This window comes from Paenibacillus sp. FSL R5-0912, assembly GCF_000758605.1.
Lineage (GTDB): Bacteria > Bacillota > Bacilli > Paenibacillales > Paenibacillaceae > Paenibacillus_AQ.
This window is the reverse complement of the sequence record NZ_CP009282.1, coordinates 7034079-7058859: the sequence shown is the minus strand read 5'-3', so window position 1 is coordinate 7058859 and position 24781 is coordinate 7034079. Positions and strand designations below refer to the sequence as shown.

Sequence of the window (24781 nt, the reverse complement as noted above, 5' to 3'; positions counted from 1 at the left end):
GCTTTGAAATGGAAGAAACTATTGTTGATGTTAGTAATGTTTCGATGCGGTTTAATATGACTTCGGAAAAAATTACTACACTAAAAGAATACTTAATAAAAAAATTTAAACGTCAAATTTCATATACTGAGTTTTGGGCCTTGAGAGATGTTAGTTTTAAAATTGATAAAGGTGAGATATTTGGAGTCTTAGGGTTAAATGGTGCAGGGAAAAGCACACTCTTGAAGGTTATAGCGGGGGTGCTCAAACCAACCCATGGAAGAGTAGAGGTTTATGGGAGGATGGCTCCCCTCATAGAATTAGGAGCAGGTTTTGATGCTGAACTAACAGCTCGGGAAAATATATTTTTAAATGGGGCAGTATTAGGATATGCCAAAAAAGAGATGAAGGCGCTTTTTGATGAAATTGTAAATTTTTCAGAACTAGAGGAGTTTATTGATGTCCCTATTAAGAATTTTTCGTCAGGAATGTATGCAAGGCTTGGTTTTTCAATTGCTACGGCGATAACACCTGACGTATTAATAGTTGATGAAATTTTGTCTGTAGGTGATTTCAAGTTTCAAGAAAAATGTGAGATTAAAATAAAAGAAATGGTTAGAAAAGGGACAACAGTGATTTTAGTATCCCACTCTATAGATCAAATTAGAACCTTGTGTAGTAAAGGTGTGATTATAGAAAAGGGAAAGGTTATAAGTTCTGGGGATATTTCGGAAATTTGTGATTATTATTTCTCAAAATACAATTAATGATGATGGTGAGGTGAGCTCTATCACTAACCTATGGTTTCTAGGATATTCTTATCTTATCCGTATAAAAATTAAATTATTCATAGTGAAGCAATGCATAACAAAAGGTAAGTATTATATGAAATGGATCTCTGAAAACGAAAGAAATGTAACTCAAAAGATTCCATTTAAATATATGCCGCTCATATCAGTAATTATACCAGTCTATAATGTTGAGGAAACCTTTTTACGTGAATGTATTGAGTCGGTCTTAGAGCAAAATTACACAAATTGGGAACTTTGTATTGCTGATGATAATTCCTCTGATTTGAATATAAAATTAATATTAGAAGAGTACAAGTTAAAAGACTCTAGAGTAAAAGTTATTTATAGAACTCGAAATGGACATATTTCTGCGTGCAGTAACACGGCGCTTGATTTGGTAACGGGGGAATATACAGCACTCCTAGACAATGATGATATATTGGCGCCATTTGCTCTTTATGAAATCGTTAGGGCATTAAATGAAAATGAAGAATCTGATTTAATATATAGTGATGAAGATAAAATATTGGATGGTATAAGATGTTTTCCATTCTTCAAAACTACGTACAATAAAAAAATGATATATTATATAAATTATATATGTCATTTGGTAACATATAGAACCTCCTTGCTTAGAGAGGTTGGTGGATTTAGAGAGGGATATGAAGGAGTTCAAGATTGGGACCTTGCAATAAGAGTGATGGCTTTGACCGATAAAGTATTGCATGTGCCAAAAATATTATACCATTGGAGAATATCCGAATCATCAACTTCTGGCGGAGAAAATCGAAAGTCATATGTGAAAGAGGCTCGGAAAAAATTGATGTTGAACATAAAAAAAGCTTAGAAGGGTGATTGGTTGTGACTATTGAGGGTTTGCTTAAAAAAACATATTCAACAATAAAGTATGAGGGTTTAAGTACTTTTACAAGAAAGACGCTTCGTTATACTTCAAGAAAAATAATGAAAAGAAGAGTCGGAGATCATACATCGTTTAAAGATATTCTCTTCATAAATGGCTGTACTTTACCACATCCCAGTAGATACAGAATTGATCATCAAATAGAACAGTTGCATTTTAATGGATATTCTTGTGATAGCATCTATTATGAAGATTTAACAATTGATATGGTTAGATATTATAGAACTTTTGTGTTTTTTCGTTGCCCACATACAGAGACAATTGGTGACTTTATTCTTAGAGCAAAATATTTTAACAAGACTGTAATCTTTGATATTGATGACTTGGTAATAGACTATAAATATGTAAAACAAATTAAACACCTTGAAACATTTAATGAAATAGAAATGGCAATGTATATGGACGGTGTGAATCGTACCCAGAAAACGCTGGCTATGTGTGATTATGCCATAACCACAACAGCTAGATTGGCGAATGAATTGAAATCTTACGTTAAAGATGTATTTATAAATAGAAATGTTGCCTCTGAACAAATGATTGAATTGTCAATGGATGCTATGAAAATGAAACTTAGAGAATTTGACGATAATCGCGTCATATTGGGTTATTTTAGCGGGAGCATAACTCACAACGAGGATTTTGATTTGATACTACCTTCTATAAGTAATATTTTTAGTGAACATGATAATGTATTTTTAAAAGTTGTAGGATTTCTTGATTTACCTGAACAGCTTGAAAAATATAGAAATAGGATTATTTTCGAAAAATTCACCGATTGGAAAAAACTGCCATCATTAATAGCCAGTGTAGATATAAATTTAGCGCCGCTTGTCAACAGTACATTTAATGAAGCAAAATCCGAAAATAAATGGATGGAAGCTGCGTTGGTCGGAATACCTACAGTGGCAAGTAACGTAGGTGCTTTTACCGAGGTGGTGAAAGATGGAGTTACAGGTTTATTATGTGACAACGCTACTGAATGGGAAACGAAATTATCGGTATTGATCAGTAATAAGGAGTATAGAAATGAAATCGGAAAGACTGCTCACAAAGAGGTTTTACAACAATGGGTGACTTCTAAAACTGGTTATAAATTATATGAATTCATTGAATCATGTACCAATCCTAATATCGCATTTGTACTTCCGTCCACTCAAATAAGTGGTGGTGTAAATGTGGTGATTAAACATTGTAATATTCTAAGAGAATCTGGAAAGGATGTTACAATAATTTCGATGAGTGAAGAAGATGAAAATATAATCAATAAAGATGGTGAAATAAACGCTATCTCTTATCATCGGCATGCTTTTCATGGATACTTTGAAAAATGTGTAGCAACACTCTGGACTACAACATCCTTTTTGAATAATTACCCAAAAATAAAGGATAAATACTATTTAGTTCAAAACTATGAAACAGACTTTTATGAACCAGGAAATTATTCTCGTATTCTGGCTAATTTAACTTATACTTCTTACAATAATCTTAAATATATAACTATATCGAAGTGGTGTGAGGATTGGTTGGAAAAGGAATTCGGTAAATCTGTATTATTTGCTCCTAACGGAATCGACCTAACGCTATTTAAATTCAGAAAGAGGAACTTTGGTAATGGAAAAGTGAAAATATTAGTAGAGGGGAATTCTAAAGATCATTATAAGAATGTTGATGAAAGTTTTGAAATTGTGAATTCTCTTGATAAAGAAAAGTTTGAAATATGGTATCTTTCTTACAGTGGAGCTCCTAAAGATTGGTATAAAGTAGACAAATTTTTTAATAAGGTTCCCTACGATGAAGTAGGCCTGATTTATTCCCAGTGTGATATATTAATTAAATCAAGTTTACTCGAAAGTTTCTCTTATCCACCTCTAGAAATGATGGCAACAGGTGGCGTTGCCATAGTAGCGCCAAACGCTGGCAACATTGAGTATTTGAGGCATGGGGAAAATTGTCTGTTATATGAGCAAGGTAATATAACAAATGCACATCAGATGATTGAATTAGTGTGTAACAATCAGGAAGTTAGAGATTCAATTATAAGCGCTGGAGTAAAGACGGCTGAAAGCAGGGAATGGGGGAATTTGTATAATGAAGTGATGGCCCTATACGAATATAATGAAAACTCGAATGTGGAATATGGAGAGTATTATAATGAACTTAAAATGGGTTAAACGATTTTTATTAGTCATCCTTTTATTAATTATAATTTACGTATACGTTGGAAATATAGGTGTGATTAGAGACAGTATTGAACAGAGTGTCGCTGACAAAACAGTTAATGAATTGACACAAGGCAATGAAGTGGGGCAGTCATTCATTTACCATCAGAATAATCTAAGTGGTGTTTCTATAAAGTTAGCTACCTTTATGAGAGTTAACGAGGGTAAGTTAAAGATAGGTATAAGAAGAATAAATGATAAGAATGACATATATCAAACATCTGTTGAAGCAAATAGTGTAAGAGATAATGAGTTTTTCGATTTTAGATTTCCTCCCATTAAATTTTCTAAAGAACAAGAATATTATGTGTATATAGAATCGCTAGATAGCGGAAAAGGAGAATCAATTGCTGCATATAAAAGTAGTATGGATTCATACAAGGAAGGTTCTCTATTTATAAATGGATCTCGACAGGATGGGGATTTGACATTCAAAGTGTTTTATAATAGAACAATATTTAATTATATTGGCGAAAAGTGGAATATTAATTTTTGAAGGAAGTAGGCGGGATATTGGGAAATAGTATGAAACTTGAATATAAATTTCTCTCTCTTGGATTGATTTTTGGTTTGTTAATTGTGTTTTTGATTCCTCCCCTACAAGCAGCAGATGAAGATAGTCATTTTAAAAAGGCATTTTTAGTTGCATCATTTCATTTATTCCCTGAAATTAATGATGAAGGGCAAGTGGGGAATTATATTCCACAAGCTATTGTTGATTTTGAAAATAAGCAGAAATATTTAATGGGAAATATAGATGCAAAGTATGCTTATAAAAGTCAATATATAGATTCCCATATTCAAGTTAACAAAGGATCTGACGTTTTTATTGAATACTCAACTTCAAGGAGTAATCCAATTTTGTTTTTACCACAGGCCATAGGGATGTTGGTTATGAAATTAACTATCGATAATCCGATTTTTAATTTAAATAACAACATATCTCCTATAAATTATCTATACTTGGGTAGGATATTTAATTTACTTTTTTATCTTATCGCTTGTTTTTTTTCAATTAAATGGATTCCTTTTTTAAAAAATACACTATTTTTAATTTGTTTAATGCCAATGACATTCAGTCTATCCGCATCATTGAGCTATGATGGAGTTATAATAGGCACTATCTTCTTATTTATATCATTGATGTTTAAAGTTTGTTATGATATCAACGTTACTAAGATAAACAAAAATTATTTATTTTCATTTATTTTTTTCTCCATCATAATAATACAATTTAAGCAAATTTATTTTCCTTTATTTCTACTATTTCTACTGATTCCATATTCTAAGTTTAATAGTAAAAAAGAAAAATATGTCTGGTTTTCTATAATCATAGCTTCTGGCTGTTTCTCCTACTTAATTTGGAGTATTCTATCAAATTTAATGTTAGGTGTGGGAAGCATATCTACCGATAACAACTCTACAGAGCAAATCAAATTCATATTGGGTGCACCTTTCGAATATATTCATATCTTAGTTCGTTCTGTTGTGAGTAACTCTGAATTTTACTTTATTAGTTTTGTTGGGAATTTGGGGTGGTTAGATACTAATTTCCCATATGTTTTTACTATTTTGTATTTTATCTTTTTGATTTTCACTTCTATCCTTGATAATTCGGGCAAAGAAATAAAGATTGATATTAAAAGTAAGGTATTTATTACTTTGGTTGCTTTATCAATAATCGCTTTGTTAGAGACAGCTTTGTATATAATATGGACTTCAAAGAATGATATTGGTGGAGTAGGATATCCATATATATCTGGCGTTCAAGGTAGATATTTTATTCCAATCTCAATCATTTGCTTTGCAGTCTTTAAAATGGGCCTTATTAAGCATAAGGGACTTAAGCCGTTAGGGATTTATAACATGATTGACTTCATTGTTCCAAGGGTAACAGTTTTTTCATTAGTATTAACAATAATAATAATACTTTTGCGTTATTGGATCCCTTTTGTTCAAATATGAGGAGTGTGAGTTGTGAAAGTCTTGGGAATAATTCCATGTTATAACGAGGAAGAAAATATTGAAGCTTTGATTAATGAAATGTCTATGTACAAAGATTTGTTGGATATTGTTATTATAAATGATCGTTCGACCGATATGACATCGACTGTTTGCGAAGCTACAAACGCAAATGTGATAAATTTGCCTTGTAACTTAGGTATTGGTGGGGCTGTTCAAACAGGTTATATTTACGCAAAAAAAATGAACTATGATATTGCTATTCAAATTGATGGAGATGGGCAACATGATCCGAGTTACATTAAAGAACTAATCAATCCAATAATTAATAGTAAATGTGACTTTGTAATTGGTTCTAGATTTATAAACAAGGAGGGATTCCAATCTTCGCTTACAAGAAGATTAGGCATTGTATATTTCGCTCGCTTACTGAATACTTTAACAAAACAAAATTTAACTGACCCAACATCAGGATTTAGAGCATGTAATAAGAAAATTATTGATTATTTTGCTGAGCATTATCCAGTGGATTTCCCAGAGCCAGAGTCCATCATGGCACTTAGTAGAAACGGTTATATTATACAGGAAATTCCTGTGAAGATGCGTGAGCGAAGTGGTGGGGTTTCATCTATAAGAGCATTCAAGTCGATATACTATATGATTAAAGTTACGTTGGCTATATTTATTGATTTTACTAGAAAACAACAAGTTAACTAAGGGTGATTGAATGTTCCCATTAAAACTACAAATATTTTTAATTGTAATTTCCGTATTGTTTTTATTATTACTTTTTAACATGATAAAAAAATATGAGTTGCAATTAAAGTATGCTTTGCTTTGGATCATGGTTGTATCAATTATGATTATCATCTCTGTTTTTCCGAAAATAGCATTTTATTTTACCTTTTTTCTTGGTTTTCAGGAACCATCAAACTTCATTTTCCTTATTGGGATTATTTTTAGTTTAATGATTATATTTAGCTTAAGTGTTTCAATATCCAATCAATCATACAAAATGAGGCAAATATCACAAGAAATGGGCTTGTTGAAAAAAAGACTCAAAGAGTTGGAGAATAGTTCGTCGTGTGAAGAATAAAGGGCTGTGTATAGAATTTGTCCTATCTGATAACACGACAAAATAATTTAATATTCTGGTCTTTGAATATAGGAGTGTTTATAGTTTGAAAAAAATATGCTTGTTTGCAGCCCATTTCTATCCGCATTTGGGAGGGATAGAGACATATACTTTGCAGTTGGCGAAAAAAATGATTTTGAGTAATTATGAGGTCATAGTAGTAACTTCAAATATTGATGATTCACCTGAATATGAGCTTTATCAAGGGATTAAAGTATATCGATTTCCAGTACTGAAATTTATAAACGGGAGACTTCCATTTCCAAAGTTTAATATGAGCTTTTTAAAGATACTTAAGAAGATAAAAGCGGAAAATTCTGATTACTATATACTTAATGCTCGTTTTTATATACATTCCATTATTGGTTCATTAATTGCAAAAAGAGAAAAGAAACCCGTTATTCTTATCGAACATGGAACGGGGCACTTTACCCTCAATAATAAATTATTAGACCTTTTTGGGCATATATATGAGCATACGATTACCTTTTTCCTCAAACGTCTAGTAAAAGAGTTTTATGGTGTATCTTACGCTTGTAATAAATGGCTTCAACACTTTGGGATTACTGCAATAGATGTTCTCTATAATGGTATTGATGTTAATTACCAAATCAAAAGCCACAAAAATTATAGGGATTTTCTGCACATAGATAATGATGAAGTAGTAATTACTTATGCTGGGAGATTAATCAAAGAAAAGGGGATTATTTCGCTAGTAGATACATTTAATAAACTGTGTGCAAAACATAATAATATAAGTCTGGTAATAGCGGGCGATGGTCCATTACACTCTGAAGTGATTAAAATGAAAACAGAAAAGATTAGTTTGTTAGGCAGAATGGAACATGACGAGGTATTGAAATTAATGACTACTTCAGATATTTTTGTTCTAACAACTAATTTCCCAGAAGGGTTACCTACATCTATTTTAGAGGCGGCTTTATATCAATGTGCAATTTTGGCTTCACCCAGGGGCGGTACTCCTGAAGTAGTAATAGATGATTCATATGGTATTCTGATCAATCCATTGGATAATGATGCTATATATAGAGGTCTAGATATCTTGATTTCGGATAAAAAAAATAGAGTAATGCTTTCGAAGAATGTTCGAGAAAAAGTATTGGCTGAGTTTGATTGGTCGGTAACTGCAACAAACCTTATTAATAATTTGCAACGAATTGATAAACTTGATAAATATGTCTAGGGGGTTTTTTTTTGAAAACACATAACATTTGTATAATCGGAGCCGGTAATATATCTAACACAAGGCATATACCAGCTATAAAAACAATGAAAAATTTAAATATTGCCGGAGTTATTGGAGTTTCTGAAAAAAATGTTAACAATACATCATTAAAAAACAAAATCACTAATTCGTATGTGTTTGAAAAGGGGAAGGGAATTTATGAACAATTAGAGAAATTGAGCTGGTTTAAAGATATAGACTCAGTTGTTATAGGAATACCGCCTCAAGATCATTTTGAAGTCGCCAAGGCTTGCTTATTACTAAATAAACACGTCTTAATTGAAAAACCTATGGTAATGAACACAACTGAGGCCAAAGAGCTCGGGGATATATCGAAATCAAATAAATTAATTTTGAATGTTATGCATAATTTTCAATTTGCTGATAATTTTATGAAACTTGAAAAAAGAATTAATAAAGGGGAATTTGGTGAGATTATTTCTTTCTTTGAAGTTCAATATACGAATAGAAATCGAAGACTACCAGTCTGGTATAATGATCTTCCTCTTGGTTTATTCTATGATGAAGCGGCACACTTCCTCTATCTTCTCGACAGATTAGGTGGGAAAGTGGAAATAATCAATACAAATGCCTTCTATGGTAAGGATAAGAGCGAAAACACTCCTATGCTATTAAACACAGATATGATCGCAGGGGAAAAGCCTGTGAATTTACTAATTAATTTCAATTCACCGATTTGTGAATGGGCGTTAATAATTTCTTGCGAAAAGAAGTTACTTATATATGATTTTTTTAGAGATATTGTCATCACGGTACCAAATGATGAAGAGCATAGAGCGAAAAATGTAATTACAACATCATGGATGATGACGTTCCATCATTGGAAAGGAACTATTATGAATGGCTTTAAAATGCTTACTGGAAGATTATTATACGGTCATGACGTTGTTATAAGTAAATTTATTAAAGCAATTGAAACGGGTCAAAGTGATCCCAGTATAGATAGCCAGAGCGGGTATAGAAATGTTGAATCAATGAATGAAATTGTCAGTCAGGTTCACAAAAAATACAATATTAATTAATGAATTATATATTTTTCTCTTAGGGAGTTTTTTTATGAATTATATTTTGGTAGTGCTTTACCTTTTATTATCAGCATTTGGGATGGTACTAATTAAATTAGGCGGATCAAACACAAAAATAAATTATTTAAATAGAACTTTCGGTATTCATATTGATTTATGGCTAGTAGGAGGAGTTTTATTTTATTTAATGAGCTTTTTTCTGTGGATAATTATTCTACAAAAATTTAAACTCAGTTATATTTCTCCATTAGTTTCTGGAATCTCATACATCTTAATAATTACATTATCTTTAGTCATCCTAAATGAAAAAATTAGTAGTTTTCAATGGATAGGGATAGGGATCATATTTATTGGTGTTATTTTTATGAATATTAAATAAAGTTTTATGTGAATAGAAGACAAATAGGGTTGTATATGTTGATTTTATTGGCTCATTAATATTAGAAGTGATATTCCAGTTATGAAGGGCTTATATATAATACATTAAATTAATTAATTTTAACTTTTTTCAGTAGAGTTAGGCCTAAACTAGGGTGCCGCATTCGTGTGCTGACTCGATCTTTATATGATGTGATCCTAGATATCCGGCGCAATTCCCCCACATTCGGACAATGGGTCGGGGTTATTCTCAGTGAATATAATAAGCGGCAACTGCTGGTGCCTAAGGGGTTTGCTCATGGCTTCTGCACGCTCGTGCCAAACACCCAAGTCTTGTATAAAGTGGACGAATATTATTCCCCTGAGAATGACCGCGGCATACTATGGAGTGATCCGGCGCTTGGGATTGACTGGCCGACAACGAAGCCAGTGTTGTCTGGCAAAGATCAGCATCATCCGTTATTGAAGGATGCAGAGTTGAATTTTGATTAATACTCAATGTACAGAATCGTTCCGCTCTGGAATCGATAGCATAAATCATTTCTCTAGTAAAAGGTGGGTACACAAATGAAACTCCTCATTACCGGCGGAGCCGGATTCATCGGCAGCAACTTCGTAATATACATGCTGCAGCAACATTCTGATTACCAGATCGTCAACGTTGATGCGTTGACTTACGCAGGGAATCTGGAGAACCTGAAATCAATCGAAAATCATCCTAACTATACGTTTGTCAAAGCGGACATTACCGATGTAGCGGCGATGGATGCGCTGATCGGCGACGGTGTGGATGTAGTGGTTAACTTTGCGGCTGAGTCTCACGTGGACCGGAGTATTCTGGAGCCTGATATATTTGTGAAGACGAATGTTCTCGGTACGCAGGTGCTCCTGGATGCGGCCAAGAAATACAGTGTAACTAAATTCGTGCAAGTATCCACGGATGAAGTCTATGGATCGCTTGGTGCTACTGGCCTGTTCACTGAAGAAACACCGCTCACACCGAACAGCCCTTACTCCGCGAGCAAAGCGGGCGGGGATTTGCTGGTTCGTGCTTATCACGAAACATTCGGATTGCCGGTTAATATTACCCGCTGCTCCAATAACTACGGTCCTTATCAGTTTCCGGAGAAGCTGATTCCGCTGATGATCTCCCGTGCGCTGGCTGATCAGGCGCTGCCTGTATATGGTGACGGAATGAATATCCGTGACTGGCTGTATGTTGAGGACCACTGCAGCGCGATTGATCTGGTTATTCATGAAGGAGTTAACGGTGAAGTGTATAACATCGGCGGCAATAATGAGCGGACGAATGTGCATATCGTGAATACCGTACTTCAGGAGCTGGGCAAACCGGATTCGTTAATTTCGTATGTTCAGGACCGTCCTGGACATGACCGCCGTTACGGCATAGATCCCACTAAGATCACGAACGAGCTGGGCTGGAAGCCTAAGCACACGTTCGAAACTGGCATTAAGGAAACTATTCAGTGGTATCTGAATAACAAGGAATGGTGGACCCGCATTCAGTCTGGAGAATACCAGAAATATGCTGCACTCCAGTACGGCAGCCGTCTGGGGGACTCACTGTAATGGCGAAGATGAAAGTGTTCGTTACAGGCTCAGCCGGACAACTAGGCCAGGATCTTATGCTTTTGCTCCAAGGCCAGGATTATGAGGTACTAGGCTGTGATCGTCAAGAGATGGATATTACCGATTTGGACCAGTGCCAGGAGATCATCGGCGCTTTCGCTCCTGATGCAGTTATTCACTGTGCGGCCCATACAGCGGTTGATGCAGCAGAGACCGATGTTGACGCAGCGTATCTGATCAATGCTACCGGAAGCCGAAATGTCGCTCTTGCCGCAGAGAAGGCTGGAGCTAAGCTGGTCTATATCAGCACGGATTATGTGTTCGATGGCATGGGGGTTCAACCTTACCATGAATATGATAATACAGACCCTAAGAGTATCTACGGTAAGTCTAAGCGGGCTGGAGAAATCCTGGTCCAGTCTTTATCGTCTAAATTCTATATCGTACGTACCTCTTGGGTCTATGGCAAATACGGCAATAACTTTGTGAAAACCATGCTGAAGCTGGGGCAGGAAAAGCCGTTGCTACAGGTTGTCGATGACCAGAAGGGCTCACCTACCTATACAGTGGACCTGGCAAGATTCTTGCTTGAGCTTATCCAGACTGAAAAGTATGGAGTGTACCATGTCTCGAACAGTGAATCTTGCACATGGTATGAATTCACCCAAGCGATCTTTGCGGAAGCAGAGGATATCCTGGGGCTGAAATTCACAGCGAAGCTTGAGCCGTGTGCTACCGAACAGTTTCCACGACCAGCGCCGCGCCCGCGCAACTCGGTGATGGAGCATCTGGCCATCCGTACCAACGGGTTCCAGGACATCCGCCCATGGCGGGAAGGTCTAAGAGACTTTTTGCTGGAGCTGAAGTAATCACTGGCACGGGATTTGCAGAAAGAACTAACTAACTATATAAGACGCACTAAAAAAAGAACAAAAAGCGAAAGAAGCGGAGGGGAAATTTGGAACTGTAGGAGCGGTAGCGACCGCCTTTGTCACTGGATTTCTACCGCGAATAGCGGTTCAAATCAAGAAATCTGGGGACAACAGCAGCCGGAAGTCCAAATGTTCATCGCAGTGACGACTAAGCTTCAAGTTCAAATCAAAAGTACTTCTTATATAGCAACAAATGAAACTCCTGATCGCTTATGCGGTAAGGAGTTTTTTGCTGTCTGCGACAATATAGCAATAGGGTTGAACTACAATAACTATGTAACTAACATTACCTTCTAATGTGCTTAACATAGCCTGTCAACCTTCTTTCCGCTATAATAAATATAGATTTCATTAAAGAACCAGGAATTCGAGGTCACCCATGAACCCTAAAACAGTCAGTGTACATATCGTTACCTATAACAGCGCAGATGACATCATTGAATGCTTGTCGGCCGTGCTGGCCCAGGATTATCAGGTCAAAAAAATTGTCATTGTGGACAACGCTTCAACGGATGGTTCGGCGGATAAAGTCAGAGCGTTCTACCACGGGCTTAATTCGAACTCGGGCCGAGGAACTACAACGGTCCAAGGAGTAGCCGGTTCTGCAGGTAGCATTACCCGAATGCCATCTCTCGTCCTCCTAGAAAATGAACACAACACCGGCTTTGCCCCCGCACACAACCAGGCTATTGCCGGCACAAATACAGATTATGTACTGGTGCTGAATCCCGATCTTACATTGGCTCCGGATTATATATCCAGACTAGTCGCCTGCTTTGAAGCCAATCCCCAGATCGGCAGTGCCACAGGCAAACTGCTGCTGAAGGCAGATCATTCACTCGTTGACAGCACGGGACTGCGGATGAATAGAGCCCGCAGGGCGTTTGACCGTGGAGCGGGAGAGTCCGCTGATCTGTGGAACGAGTCTGGTGTGGTATTCGGCGTATCCGGCGCGGCGGCGATGTACTCCCGGCGGATGATTGAGGATATTAGCGTCGAAGGCGAGTTTTTTGATGCGGACTTTTTTGCCTATAAGGAAGATGTGGATGTGGCATGGCGCGCGGGATTGTTTGGTTGGCAAGCTTATTATGATGCGGAAGCTATAGGCTACCACGAACGGGGCTGGAAAACATCCGGACGGAGCGGCAAGGCGATGTTCATCAAGCGGATCTCATATATCAACCGTTATAAAATGATCTACAAGAACGAGTCCTCCGGCAGGATGCTGCTTACCCTACTATATTCTCTGCCTTACGAGATCGCAGCACATGGCTACTCGTTATTGAAGGAACCCAAGTTAATGGGAGCCTGGTCATCATTCTTCGCACAGAGAGCCGCTTTGAAACGCAAGCGCCGCTATATTCAGGAGAAGGCTAAGCGCCAGAGATTATGAAGCGAAACGAAAGAGAACTCAACCGATTGTGAAAAATATTCTTCTATTCCCCGGATTTCTACAGCGAACAGCGGTGAAAATCGAGAAATCTGCAGACAACAGCGGCCGGAGGGCCAAACATTCTTTGGAGTCACGGCAATCCGATAATAGAAAAAATACAAGTTCAATCTTATAGCACTGTTCCTCCCACATTATCCTCACACCTGTAAAAACCTCCCTAAACAGGCTCCGCCTATCAAGGAGGTTTTTGTGTTATAATAATTGTCGATAGATTACTATATTTGTCAGGAGAGTACAGCAGTGAATGTAGATGTTAGCATAATCATTCTTAATTACAATACATGCCGCCTGACGATGGACTGTCTGAGGTCGGTATATGACTCCGAGACCCGCTACTCCTATGAAATTATTCTAATAGATAATAACTCCCATGATGACTCGGTAGAGATGATAAGCAAGGAATTTCCGGATGTGCTACTGATCGCCAATTCAGAGAACGTAGGGTTTGCCAAGGGCAATAATCAGGGAATGGAAGCTTCCTCAGGGCGATATGTGCTGCTGCTCAACTCCGATACAGTGGTGCGCAAGGATACGCTGGAGACGATGGTTGCTTTTATGGACAGCCGTCCGGATCTGGGGGCTTCTGGCTGTAAGGTGATACTGCCGGATGGTTCGCTGGATAAGGCTTGTAAAAGAGGATTCCCGACACCGTCCGCTTCCTTCTATTATGCTTTTGGCTTCAGTAAGCTGTTCCCCGACCGTCCAAGATTCAACGGCTATCAGCTGGGTTATCTGGACCCCGATGACTCTTACCCGGTAGATTGTCTGGTGGGAGCGTTCATGCTGCTGCGGCGGGAGACCATCGAGCAGGTGGGCGGACTGGATGAGACGTTCTTTATGTATGGAGAGGATCTGGACTGGTGTTACCGGATCAAAGCGGCCGGCTGGGGGATCTATTACTATCCGCAGACATCGATCGTGCATCTGAAGGGCGGCAGTGCGCGCCGCAGACCGTTTAAGATCGTGTACGAATTCCACCGGGCGATGATTTTATTCCATAAGAAGCATTATAGCAAGCGGTACAACAGTATGATAAACGGAGCGGTATATGCGGGAGTCGGTGTCAAGTTCACGCTTTCGCTGCTGCACAATGCGCTGATTGCTCCACGTAAGGTTCCAACACCAGCACAGAGTCTGACAGTCCCCGGGGAAGCCGGTTTACGCAATGAATCGAATGCTGAGGTGAGATTATGATCCGCCGTAATCAAAAGTTTCTAACACAGTTATATATGGTTGCCGACTTCCTGGTTATTCAAGTGGCCTTTCTGACTGCTTGGTGGCTGAAGTTCAAAAGCGGTTTGCTGGAATCCTACAGGACCCTTCCTGTAGAGTCCTATGCTTACTGGAGTATTATCTACGGAGCCATCGCTATTCTGATCGGAATTGTGCTTCAGTTGTATTTGCCAAAGCGCAAGAAACGGTTCATTGATGAATTCGTTAAAATTTTTCAGGTTCACGCCATGGGCATCTTCATTCTGCTGGGTCTGATGTTCTTCCTGAAGGAGATCGATGTATCCCGGCAATACCTTGCTATTTATATGGGCTTCAATATTCTTTCCATTATGCTGTACCGTTATGTGCTGAAGAAGATGCTTAAATCGCTGCGTGAAAAAGGATTCAACCGCCAGTTTGTACTAATTCTCGGTGCAGGCACACTGGGCAAAAGATTCTACAATAATCTGGAGCAGTATCCTGAGCTGGGGTACGAGGCTATAGGGTTCCTGGATGACTTCCATAAATGGGATGGCATTGAGGAAGAGCGTTATAAGCCGATTCTCGGCACGGTGGATCAGCTGGAAGGCATGCTGGAGATGCTGCCGGTCGATGAGGTCATTCTGGCGCTTCCGCTGGATGCCCATTCGAAATATCCGACCATTATTGCTACCTGCGAGAAGGCAGGTGTACGGACGCTGATTATCCCTGACTTCTTCGACTACCTGCCGGCCCGTCCTTACTTCGATAACTTTGCGGGGATGCCGATGATTAACGTACGCGACATTCCGCTGGATATGGCCGGGAACAAAATGGCTAAGCGGGCGTTTGATCTGGTATTTTCCCTGTTCGCCATTATTATGTTGTCTCCTGTCATGCTGATTGTAGCGCTGGGTGTACGCCTAACCTCGCCCGGACCTATTATTTTCAAGCAGGAGCGTGTAGGACTTAACCGCCGTAACTTCATGATGTACAAGTTCCGTTCGATGAAGATGCAGACAGACGGCGAAGTAGATACGGGCTGGAGTACGCGTGAAGATCCACGCCGTACACGTTTTGGGACATTTATCCGCCGGACCAGTCTGGATGAGCTGCCGCAATTTTTTAATGTGCTGTTTGGCCAGATGAGTGTGGTTGGTCCGCGTCCGGAGCGCCCGTACTTTGTAGAGCAGTTCCGGGGTGAGATTCCGAAGTATATGGTGAAGCACCATGTGCGTCCGGGGATTACCGGCTGGGCTCAGAGCAACGGTCTGCGCGGGGACACGTCGATTGAGGACCGGATCAAACACGACATTTTCTATATCGAGAACTGGTCACTATTGTTCGACATCCGGATCATCGCCAAAACCATCCGCAACGGCTTCAAGAACGCTTATTAATGAAACGGTCTCATACTATATTATTCCATAGAAACGGTTGCTGCCCCCCTGAGGACGACACAGCCGTTTCTTCTTGTTTTCAGGCCAACTACTCTAACACTTGCAAAGGAAACCTGCCATCATGGATAGAAAAAAGATTATCGCTTCCGTCATTATGATCGTAGCTATTGCACTCCTGCTTGTACTCACTCTTGGGGGAAAAGAGAAACAGCCGGCTACCGGCTTTGCAGCCCATAGAGTTGTAGCCCATGCCATGGGCGGAATTCATAACTTTACGTATACCAATACGCTGGATGCATTTATCGCTAATTATGAGCAGGGAACCCGGGTTTTTGAGGCGGATCTGCTGCTGACAAGTGATGACAGGCTCGTTGCGCGTCATGAATGGACGGCCAATATGAGCAAGCTTCTGGGCCAGCAGAATGTTCTTCCCGCCGCCAAGCAAGGGACCGTGCTGAATTATGAGGATGTCATGAACAGTCCGGTTCTGGAGATCTACTCTCCGCTGGATATTGAGAAGATAATGAACCTGATGGTGATCTACCCGGATGCCTATATTGTAACGGACACGAAGGAGCTTGAACCGGAACGGATAAAGAAGCAGTTTCAGCTTATCGTGGAAGCGGCGGAGAAGCGGGACCCTGCTCTGCTCAAGCGGATCGTTCCGCAGATATACAGCAGAGATATGCTGGATGTAGTGAACCGGGTGTATGCTTTTCCTGAAGTGATCTTTACGCTGTATCAGACACAGGATAGTGATGAAGTGGTCATTGATTTCGCCAGTCAAACCGGAGTGGACATCACCATGCCGACGGTAAGAGCTACCAAAAGCTTCGTAAGGAAGCTGAAGAATGCCGGGGCAAGAGTCTATGTGCATACGGTGAATGACGAGAAGGAAATTTCGGAGCTGTCCCGGATGGGAGTCGACGGATTCTATACCGATTTTGTCTCTGAGGACGACTTAAGCCGGATCAAGGGTATACGCTAGTAGTTGAACGTGCGGGCTTCTGTACATCAAAAGCTGCCGCTCCAAAAACGCGAAAAAATGTTCGCATTTTTGTTCGCTTTAAATTGACACCCGCCTTCGTACTGACTTAGACTAGAGATACGGCTTTTGCGTGTGCAGGAGTATATTTGTTGTTATGAAATACATGGAAATAGAATGTTTACTTAAGATGAACATTGAGGATGGACGATAATGAATGGAATGCGGCAAATGATCAAGCCGTGGCGGCATGTGTTCAAGCTGGACCCGGACCGGGAGCTTGCCGACAGGGAGCTGGAGTCTGTCTGTCTCTCGGGAACCGATGCGATACTTGTAGGCGGCTCCACTGGTGTAACTTATGAGAATACGGTTAGTCTTCTCTCGAGAATCCGGCAGTATGATCTGCCTTGTGCGCTGGAGGTGTCGGATCTGGAAGCCGCTGTGCCCGGTTTTGATCTGTATATGATTCCCATGGTGCTCAACACTGCCGATACTTCATGGATTCTTGGCCATCACCGCCGGGCAATTGAACGGTTCGGCAGTCTGATCCCATGGGAATTGCTGCTGACAGAGGGCTACATTGTGCTCAATGGCGATTCATCCGTAGCACGGCTTACAGGAGCAGACCACTCGCTTAGCGCAGACGGGGCAGCGGCTTATGCACAGATTGCGGACAAGCTGATGAATCTGCCGGTGGTTTATCTGGAGTACAGCGGAAGGTTCGGAGATATGGAGACTGTGCGTGAGGTCAGGGCAATGGTCGAGCACAGCCAGCTTTTTTATGGAGGCGGTATTACAGGTGAGGAAGAAGCCATGCAGGCAGCTGCTCTATGTGATACAGTAGTGGTCGGCAATATTATTTACTATGATCTGGAGCAGGCGCTGCTGACCGTTCAGGCAGTGAGAAATACGCCGCAGCTGGACTGGTTATAAACTAATAAAAGCCGAAAGGAACAGAGGGGAAATTAGGAACTGTAGGAGCGGTAGCGAACGCCTTTGTCACCGGATTTCAACCGCAATAAGCGGTATTCAATCAAGAAATCTGGAGACAACAGCGGCCGGAAGTCCAAATATTCACCGCAGTGACGACTAAGGCTAAGTAAACATCTTAACTCAGTTTATACAAGCTTATATTCAGAAAGGAGCATGTCACACATGCAACTTGTTAACATACAAGACGCCGTAAGCCGGCTAAATCCTCCGCAGCGTCAGGCTGTAGAATCTACCGAAGGTCCTCTGTTGATCATGGCCGGAGCGGGCAGCGGTAAGACCCGCGTGCTGACCCACCGGATCGCCTGGCTGATTGCGAACCGCAAGGCACCGCCTTGGGCGATTCTGGCGATTACTTTTACAAATAAGGCCGCCCGGGAGATGCAGGATCGTGTCTCTAAGCTGGTAGGGACGGAGGGCCGGGATATTTGGGTATCCACCTTCCACTCGATGTGTGTGCGGATCCTGCGGAAGGATATTGAGCGGATCGGCTTCACTTCGAACTTCTCCATTCTGGATTCGACGGACCAGTTATCCGTTATCCGCAATTGTATGAAGGATCTGGACATTGATACCAAGAAGTTCGAGCCGAAGGCCATTCAGGCTGTGATCAGTACAAACAAGAATGAGCTGATTACACCGGCGCAGTATGAACAGAAGATCGGCGATTATTTTGAAGGCCTTGTGGCCAAAGTGTATACCAAGTACCAGCAACGGCTGAGAAGCAATAACTCGCTGGATTTCGATGACCTCATCATGAAGACGATCCAATTGTTCAAGGAAGTTCCTGAGGTATTGGATTTCTACCAGAAGAAGTTCAAATACATTCATGTCGATGAGTATCAGGATACGAACCGGGCGCAGTATATGCTCTGCCGGATGCTGGCCGAGGGTCATCACCGGATCTGCGTTGTCGGGGACAGTGACCAGTCGATCTACCGCTGGCGCGGGGCGGATATTTCGAACATCCTTAATTTCGAAGAAGACTATCCGGAAGCCAAAACCATTATGCTGGAGCAGAATTACCGCTCAACCTCCAATATTCTGAACGCAGCCAATGGTGTTATCGCACTGAATACCGGACGCAAGCCGAAGAAGCTGTGGACCGATTCGGACGAAGGCGCGAAGATCAAGGTGTTCCGCGGAGACTCCGAGCATGATGAAGGATACTTCGTCACCGGAGAGATCAGCAAGAATGTGAAGCAGGGCCAGGCGTACCAGAATCATGCGATTCTATACCGTACGAACGCCCAGTCCCGTGTAATAGAAGAAATTCTGATCAAATCGGATATTCCTTATCAGATCGTCGGCGGGATCAAGTTCTATGACCGCAAAGAAATCAAGGATCTGCTGGCGTATCTGCGCCTGCTCTCCAATCCTGATGATGATATCAGCCTGACGCGGATTATCAATGTTCCTAAGCGTGGCCTCGGGGATACGACTGTCGGTAAATTGGCGGCAGCAGCGGCTTCCCAGGGAGTATCGATCTTCCGGGCACTGCAGACGGTGGATGATCTGGGCTTTGCCGGCCGGACGCGTAATACGCTGGTAGAGTTCTATGATATGATCGAAGCCCTGCACCGGATGGTGGAATTCCTCTCGGTAACGGAGCTGACAGAGAAGATTCTTGAACTGTCCCAGTACCGACTGGAGCTGCAGAATGAGAATACTCTTGAATCCCGTTCCCGTCTGGAGAATATCGATGAATTCCTGTCCGTAACGATGGAATTCGAGAAGAACAACGAGGATAAGTCGCTGGTCTCCTTCCTGACGGATCTGGCGCTGATCGCTGACATTGACAGCGTGAATGACGAAGAAGAGCGCAGCGATGCTGTCGTGCTGATGACGATGCACAGCGCGAAGGGGCTGGAGTTCCCGACCGTCTTCATTATTGGGATGGAAGAGGGCGTGTTCCCGCACAGCCGTGCTTTCCAGGACAATGATGAACTGGAAGAGGAGCGCCGGCTGGCGTATGTGGGCATTACCCGTGCGGAGAAGCAGCTGTTCCTCAGCTGTGCACGGATGCGCACGCTGTTCGGGCGGACGACCGCGAATGCGCCGTCCCGCTTCCTGGAGGAGATTCCGGAGGAGCTGAAGGAAGACACCGTTAAGGAATCAGACCGCTTCCGGCGCGGAGGCGCAGAGGTTGGCGGTGCTTACGGCGGCCGCGGCTTCGGCGGAGGCAGCCGCGGGAACTTCGGCAGCCGCACCGCTGCTGCCGGGAATGCGCCGGCAGGCGGCGGTGCCGCCAGCTTCGGCAGCGGCAGCTCGGCGAGCGCGGTGCCCGGCGCGGGCCGCGTAGTGGTGACGACCGGAGGCGCGCAGAGCGCTCCGGGAGCAGGGGCCGCAGCGTCCGCCGGCTTCAAGGCGGGAGACAAGGTCTCCCACGGCAAATGGGGCATAGGCACCGTTGTGGCCGTGAAGGGCAGCGGCAACGATACGGAGCTGCAGATTGCCTTCCCGGCGCCGGTGGGCGTGAAGCGGCTGCTGGCCGGTTTTGCACCGATCACCAAAGTTGAATAAAGCAAGCTGCGATTAACGATTGTGTTTTTGGATCACGCTAACCGTAGGAAACCTATTTGACGGAGGGATGTGCCGGATGGATATGATGTTCACGATGGAAGAGCTCGTAGCCGAGCTGAATCAATATAACTATCATTACTATACAATGGATGCGCCGCAGATCAGCGACAAGGAATATGATGCGCTCTACGACAAGCTGGTGGCGCTGGAAGCGGAGAGCGGAATTGTACTGCCGCATTCTCCAACCCAGCGAGTAGGCGGGGAACTGCTGAAGGGCTTCACGCCACACCGCCATCTGGCACCATTGTGGAGTCTTGACAAGGCGCAGAACATTGAACAGCTGCGTACCTGGAACGCCCGTGTGCTGAAGCTGGTGAATGACTACAATACCAAGAATCCGGAGAATCCTCTGCCTGACCCGTGTTACGCGGTGGAGCTGAAGTTTGACGGCTTAACGCTGAACCTGACCTACCGTGACGGCGTACTTGTCCAGGCGGCAACACGGGGCAACGGCGTAACAGGCGAAGGTATCCTTGCTCAGGTGAAGACGATCAAATCCGTTCCTTTGAACATCCCGTTCAAGGAAGGGCTGATCGAAGTGCAGGGCGAGGGGATCATGAACCTGTCTGTTCTGGCTGACTATAATACACGTGCGGCGGAGCCGCTGAAGAATGCACGTAACGGTGCAGCCGGCGCACTGCGCAACCTGAATCCGAAGATGACTGCAGACCGCAGATTGAATGCCTTCTTTTATAATGTGGGGTACTCGGAGGGTGTGCAGTTTGCCGATCACCAGGAAATGATGGATTTCCTTCGCAGCAACCGGTTCAAGGTCAACCCGTATCTCAATTACTTCAGTAATTTCGATGACGTTACCGAGCAGCTGGCTGAGATCGAAGAGAGCCGTTCCGGCCTTGATTATCTGATTGACGGGGCAGTCATCAAGGTGACAGATTTCCGGATCCGTGAAGCACTAGGCTATACAGATAAGTTCCCCCGCTGGGCGGTTGCCTATAAATTCGAGGCGGAAGAAACCACGACAATCCTGGAGTCGGTCAGCTGGAACGTAGGCCGTACTGGCAAAGTGACGCCACTGGCACGGGTAGAGGCTGTGGAGCTGGCAGGTGTTACTGTGCAGAATTGCACACTTAACAACGTGGGAGACATTGAACGCAAGAACCTGAAGTTCGCGCTGGGCACACGGGTATTCATCCGCCGCTCCAATGATGTGATTCCGGAGATTCTGGGCAAGGTGACGGAAGAGAGTGACGGCGGGGAGATTATTTTCCCTGAGAATTGTCCGGCCTGCGGGTTCCCGCTGGAGATGCGCGGTGCGCATCTGTTCTGCAACAACAAGCTGGACTGTAAACCTCAGATTGTTAGCCGGATCACGCATTTCGCGTCACGCGATGCCATGGATATTGAGACATTCAGTGAGAAGACGGCTGCTCAGCTGCATGAAGAGCTTAGTGTACGTGAGCCGGCCGATCTATATGAATTGACCTTCGAGCAACTGGTGAAGCTGGACCGTTTCGGGGAGAAGAAGGCGGATAATCTGCTCCAAGCACTGGAAGAGAGCAAAGGGCGGGATCTCGCTTCCTTCTTATATGCCCTCGGTATCCCGAATACCGGAAAGGCTACCACCAGAATGCTGGCTGACCACTACCGCAGTCTGGAAGCTGTAATGTCCGCAACGGCGGAGGAGCTGGCGGGTCTGCCGGATATCGGCGGGATTGTAGCGGAGAGCATCGTGAATTATTTTGCCGACCCGTTTGTGGTTGTAAGCATTAACCGCATGCTGGCGCTGGGTGTAGAGGCTAAGGCGCCCGAAGCTCCGCGTGTAGTCAGTACGAATACTTTCTTTAGCGGCAAAACCGTTGTGTTGACCGGTTCTCTGCAGAAAATGACCCGCGAGGAAGCGGCCGAGCGTCTGGAGGCTCTCGGGGCTAAGGTGTCCGGCAGTGTCTCCAAGAAAACCGATCTGGTCATTGCCGGCGAGAAGGCAGGCAGCAAGCTGGCTAAAGCGCAGCAACTCGGCATTCAGGTCATTGAGGATGAAGATGAACTGATCCGGCTTTTGGAGATGTAGGTAAGCAGACATTCCCAAATAACCAGTTAAACCCATAGAGTCCTGTAATCATTCGCTTTGCAGCGAAGGTTGCAGGGCTTTTTCTGTGTGAAAGAATTCCGGATAAACGTTATAGCAATATATGAGTAACTGATAATTTAATACAATACCGTAGTTATTTTGACAATTGGATAACCTTCCCAAGGTATGCTTGGGTAAGAATCACCATAATGAGGAAGGGGTATATGATGAAAAAGCTAATGAAGGGCATTGTCTTTGGAGGATTGGCGGCAGCAGTAGTTTCGGGGGCGACGCTCGCTGGAGCAGCGCAGAGTGCGACAGGTACAGCGGGAGCTGCAAAAGCCCAGTCCAAAAATCTTATCGTTCTGATTGGCGACGGCATGGGTCCGGCCCAAATTTCTGCGGCCAGATATTTTCAACAATACACCAAAAGCGTCAATCATCTGAACCTCGATCCTTACTACGTTGGACAAGCAACTACATATGCAGACCGCGGTGAGGACGGCGGGAAAATCGTGTCCGGGATCGTCACAGACTCGGCTTCAGCCGGTACGGCATTTGCTACAGGCCATAAAACTTACAATGCAGGCATCAGCGTCTCTAACGAGGACGTATCTAAACCATTTGCTTCTATTATAGAAGCAGCTGAGAGCAGCGGCAAAGCCACCGGCCTTGTAACCACCGCACGGATTACTCATGCTACACCAGCCGTTTATGCTTCTCATGTCCGCAGCCGTGATAATGAATCGGCGATTGCCTCGCAATATCTGGAGAGCGGCGTAGATGTTCTTTTGGGCGGCGGCAAGCAGTTTTTTGTAACCAAAGATGAGAAGGGTAAACGCACAGACAAGAACATCCTCCCTGATTTCAAAGCCAAAGGATACACTGTGGTTGAGAATACTTCGGCCTTAAATGCGCTCACCTCCAAAAACACCAAGGTGCTGGGCTTGTTCGGCAGCTCGCATGTTGCCTATGTCCCGGACCGGACTGCAGAAATTCCGAGTCTGGCGGCGATGACCTCTAAAGCGCTGAATATTTTGTCTACGGATAAAGACGGATTTGTCATGATGATTGAAGGCGGGCGTATCGACCATGCCGGTCATGCCAACGATCTGCCGACGCTTGTTCAGGAAACGCTCGACTTTGATGCTGCATTCAAGACAGCCATTGATTTTGCGAAGAAAAATGGCAACACTTCGGTGGTAGTCACTGCTGACCATGAAACAGGCGGCCTGTCACTCTCGCGCGACAATATTTACGAGATCAACATCGATCTGTGGAACAAGCAGAAGCATTCCTCCGAAAGTTTGGCAGCAGATCTTGAAGCGGCACAGACACCGGAAGAGATCCGCAGTATCGTGACGGCGAATACATGGATTACGGATCTCTCTGAAGAGGAAGTTACTCAGATCATGAATGGCGACGGTTCTTCTTACAAACGTGAAGGTGCGTATAATGCGGTGATTTCCAAGCGTCTGCTGGTAGGCTGGTCTGGTCACGGACACTCGGCTGTGGATGTGGGGGTCTGGGCTTATGGTCCAATTGCGGACAAGGTGAAAGGTCAGGTAGACAACACTCAAATCGCAACGGCAGGCGCAGGTATACTGGGTATCGATTTGAATAAGCGTTCGGCAGAGCTGCAGTCCAAATATGTGTATCCGAAGTTTAAAATCAGCCGTGACAATGAGGTGCTCTACCCGGCAGAGGCTCTGGCCAAAGCGCTTGGAGGAACCTATAAAGGGGATACAGCCGCTGCTAAGCTGACTTTTGCGAAGAATACGATTGATGTTAACCTGACGGATAAGACAGCCAAGCTGAACGGCAAGGCAGCATCGTACACAGTAGATATTGATAATGGCGTGCTGTACCTGCCGCTTAGTGCATTCAACCAGCTGAAGGGCACAACCTTAACTTGGGATGCTTTGTCTGAACGTATTCTATTGAGATAGG

General features: G+C 43.1%; 20 protein-coding genes and 1 pseudogene. All 21 read left to right on the top strand.

All coding sequences use genetic code 11. The features are described from left to right. The first annotated feature begins 8 nt into the window (after positions 1-8). Positions 9-746, top strand: coding sequence for an ABC transporter ATP-binding protein (locus tag R50912_RS30005; protein WP_042240088.1), 738 nt, complete (start codon positions 9-11; stop codon positions 744-746). A 118-nt stretch (positions 747-864) separates the two neighbouring features. Beyond that, positions 865-1617, top strand: coding sequence for a glycosyltransferase family 2 protein (locus R50912_RS30000; RefSeq protein WP_052416759.1), 753 nt, complete (start codon positions 865-867; stop codon positions 1615-1617). Positions 1618-1631: 14 nt separating this feature from the next. Continuing rightward, the gene (locus tag R50912_RS29995; RefSeq protein WP_042240085.1) at positions 1632-3863 is read left to right on the top strand and encodes a glycosyltransferase; all 2232 of its coding nucleotides are present in this window, start codon (positions 1632-1634) and stop codon (positions 3861-3863) included. Then, positions 3844-4407: a hypothetical protein gene (locus R50912_RS29990; protein ID WP_042240081.1), complete on the top strand. Its 564-nt coding sequence runs from the start codon at positions 3844-3846 to the stop codon at positions 4405-4407. The genes R50912_RS29995 and R50912_RS29990 overlap by 20 nt, the downstream gene beginning before the upstream one ends. Next, complete coding sequence (locus R50912_RS29985; protein WP_042240078.1) at positions 4404-5876, top strand: DUF2142 domain-containing protein; 1473 nt, start codon at positions 4404-4406, stop codon at positions 5874-5876. The genes R50912_RS29990 and R50912_RS29985 overlap by 4 nt, the downstream gene beginning before the upstream one ends. Before the next feature lie 12 nt (positions 5877-5888). After that, positions 5889-6590, top strand: coding sequence for a glycosyltransferase family 2 protein (locus tag R50912_RS29980; protein ID WP_042240075.1), 702 nt, complete (start codon positions 5889-5891; stop codon positions 6588-6590). Positions 6591-6600: 10 nt separating this feature from the next. Next, entirely contained in the window at positions 6601-6969 is a 369-nt protein-coding gene (locus tag R50912_RS36535; RefSeq protein WP_042240071.1) for a DUF2304 domain-containing protein, read from the top strand. 85 nt (positions 6970-7054) lie between these two features. Then, on the top strand, positions 7055-8212 hold the full coding sequence (locus R50912_RS29970) for a glycosyltransferase family 4 protein (protein ID WP_052416758.1): 1158 nt from the start codon (positions 7055-7057) through the stop codon (positions 8210-8212). A gap of 11 nt (positions 8213-8223) precedes the next feature. Beyond that, positions 8224-9297, top strand: coding sequence for a Gfo/Idh/MocA family protein (locus R50912_RS29965; protein WP_042240066.1), 1074 nt, complete (start codon positions 8224-8226; stop codon positions 9295-9297). A gap of 34 nt (positions 9298-9331) precedes the next feature. Continuing rightward, positions 9332-9679 (top strand): EamA family transporter, encoded by a 348-nt coding sequence (locus R50912_RS29960; protein ID WP_042240063.1) that lies wholly within the window; start codon positions 9332-9334, stop codon positions 9677-9679. A gap of 161 nt (positions 9680-9840) precedes the next feature. Next, a pseudogene (locus R50912_RS29955) lies at positions 9841-10170 on the top strand (dTDP-4-dehydrorhamnose 3,5-epimerase family protein); the annotation flags it as partial. A 75-nt stretch (positions 10171-10245) separates the two neighbouring features. Continuing rightward, the gene (gene rfbB, locus R50912_RS29950) at positions 10246-11268 is read left to right on the top strand and encodes a dTDP-glucose 4,6-dehydratase (RefSeq protein ID WP_042240058.1); all 1023 of its coding nucleotides are present in this window, start codon (positions 10246-10248) and stop codon (positions 11266-11268) included. 8 nt (positions 11269-11276) lie between these two features. Then, a complete protein-coding gene (rfbD, locus tag R50912_RS29945) occupies positions 11277-12137 on the top strand; it encodes a dTDP-4-dehydrorhamnose reductase (protein WP_042243614.1) in 861 nt (286 codons plus the stop codon). Positions 12138-12579: 442 nt separating this feature from the next. Beyond that, a complete protein-coding gene (locus R50912_RS29940; protein WP_042240056.1) occupies positions 12580-13593 on the top strand; it encodes a glycosyltransferase family 2 protein in 1014 nt (337 codons plus the stop codon). 354 nt (positions 13594-13947) lie between these two features. After that, positions 13948-14847, top strand: a complete 900-nt coding sequence (locus tag R50912_RS29935) for a glycosyltransferase family 2 protein (protein WP_042243612.1) — start codon at positions 13948-13950, stop codon at positions 14845-14847. After that, a complete protein-coding gene (locus tag R50912_RS29930) occupies positions 14844-16244 on the top strand; it encodes an undecaprenyl-phosphate glucose phosphotransferase (protein ID WP_042240053.1) in 1401 nt (466 codons plus the stop codon). The genes R50912_RS29935 and R50912_RS29930 overlap by 4 nt, the downstream gene beginning before the upstream one ends. A gap of 121 nt (positions 16245-16365) precedes the next feature. Further along, on the top strand, positions 16366-17232 hold the full coding sequence (locus R50912_RS29925; RefSeq protein ID WP_042240051.1) for a phosphatidylinositol-specific phospholipase C/glycerophosphodiester phosphodiesterase family protein: 867 nt from the start codon (positions 16366-16368) through the stop codon (positions 17230-17232). A 219-nt stretch (positions 17233-17451) separates the two neighbouring features. After that, positions 17452-18162, top strand: coding sequence for a heptaprenylglyceryl phosphate synthase (locus tag R50912_RS29920; protein ID WP_042243610.1), 711 nt, complete (start codon positions 17452-17454; stop codon positions 18160-18162). A gap of 222 nt (positions 18163-18384) precedes the next feature. Next, on the top strand, positions 18385-20742 hold the full coding sequence (pcrA, locus tag R50912_RS29915) for a DNA helicase PcrA (RefSeq protein WP_042240049.1): 2358 nt from the start codon (positions 18385-18387) through the stop codon (positions 20740-20742). 76 nt (positions 20743-20818) lie between these two features. Continuing rightward, positions 20819-22831: an NAD-dependent DNA ligase LigA gene (gene ligA, locus R50912_RS29910; protein WP_042240045.1), complete on the top strand. Its 2013-nt coding sequence runs from the start codon at positions 20819-20821 to the stop codon at positions 22829-22831. 227 nt (positions 22832-23058) lie between these two features. Next, a complete protein-coding gene (locus R50912_RS29905) occupies positions 23059-24780 on the top strand; it encodes an alkaline phosphatase (protein WP_156123505.1) in 1722 nt (573 codons plus the stop codon). Position 24781 lies beyond the last annotated feature (1 nt).

Bases quoted from the DNA above. Each gene is read 5' to 3' on its own strand.
- R50912_RS30005 (WP_042240088.1), top strand. From the start codon at position 9: ATGGAAGAAACTATTGTTGATGTTAGTAATGTTTCGATGCGGTTTAAT.
- R50912_RS30000 (WP_052416759.1), top strand. From the start codon at position 865: ATGAAATGGATCTCTGAAAACGAAAGAAATGTAACTCAAAAGATTCCA.
- R50912_RS29990 (WP_042240081.1), top strand. From the start codon at position 3,844: ATGAACTTAAAATGGGTTAAACGATTTTTATTAGTCATCCTTTTATTA.
- R50912_RS36535 (WP_042240071.1), top strand. From the start codon at position 6,601: ATGTTCCCATTAAAACTACAAATATTTTTAATTGTAATTTCCGTATTG.
- R50912_RS29960 (WP_042240063.1), top strand. From the start codon at position 9,332: ATGAATTATATTTTGGTAGTGCTTTACCTTTTATTATCAGCATTTGGG.
- rfbB (WP_042240058.1), top strand. From the start codon at position 10,246: ATGAAACTCCTCATTACCGGCGGAGCCGGATTCATCGGCAGCAACTTC.
- rfbD (WP_042243614.1), top strand. From the start codon at position 11,277: ATGAAAGTGTTCGTTACAGGCTCAGCCGGACAACTAGGCCAGGATCTT.
- R50912_RS29940 (WP_042240056.1), top strand. From the start codon at position 12,580: ATGAACCCTAAAACAGTCAGTGTACATATCGTTACCTATAACAGCGCA.
- R50912_RS29935 (WP_042243612.1), top strand. From the start codon at position 13,948: ATGGACTGTCTGAGGTCGGTATATGACTCCGAGACCCGCTACTCCTAT.
- R50912_RS29930 (WP_042240053.1), top strand. From the start codon at position 14,844: ATGATCCGCCGTAATCAAAAGTTTCTAACACAGTTATATATGGTTGCC.
- R50912_RS29925 (WP_042240051.1), top strand. From the start codon at position 16,366: ATGGATAGAAAAAAGATTATCGCTTCCGTCATTATGATCGTAGCTATT.
- R50912_RS29920 (WP_042243610.1), top strand. From the start codon at position 17,452: ATGCGGCAAATGATCAAGCCGTGGCGGCATGTGTTCAAGCTGGACCCG.
- pcrA (WP_042240049.1), top strand. From the start codon at position 18,385: ATGCAACTTGTTAACATACAAGACGCCGTAAGCCGGCTAAATCCTCCG.
- ligA (WP_042240045.1), top strand. From the start codon at position 20,819: ATGGATATGATGTTCACGATGGAAGAGCTCGTAGCCGAGCTGAATCAA.
- R50912_RS29905 (WP_156123505.1), top strand. From the start codon at position 23,059: ATGAAAAAGCTAATGAAGGGCATTGTCTTTGGAGGATTGGCGGCAGCA.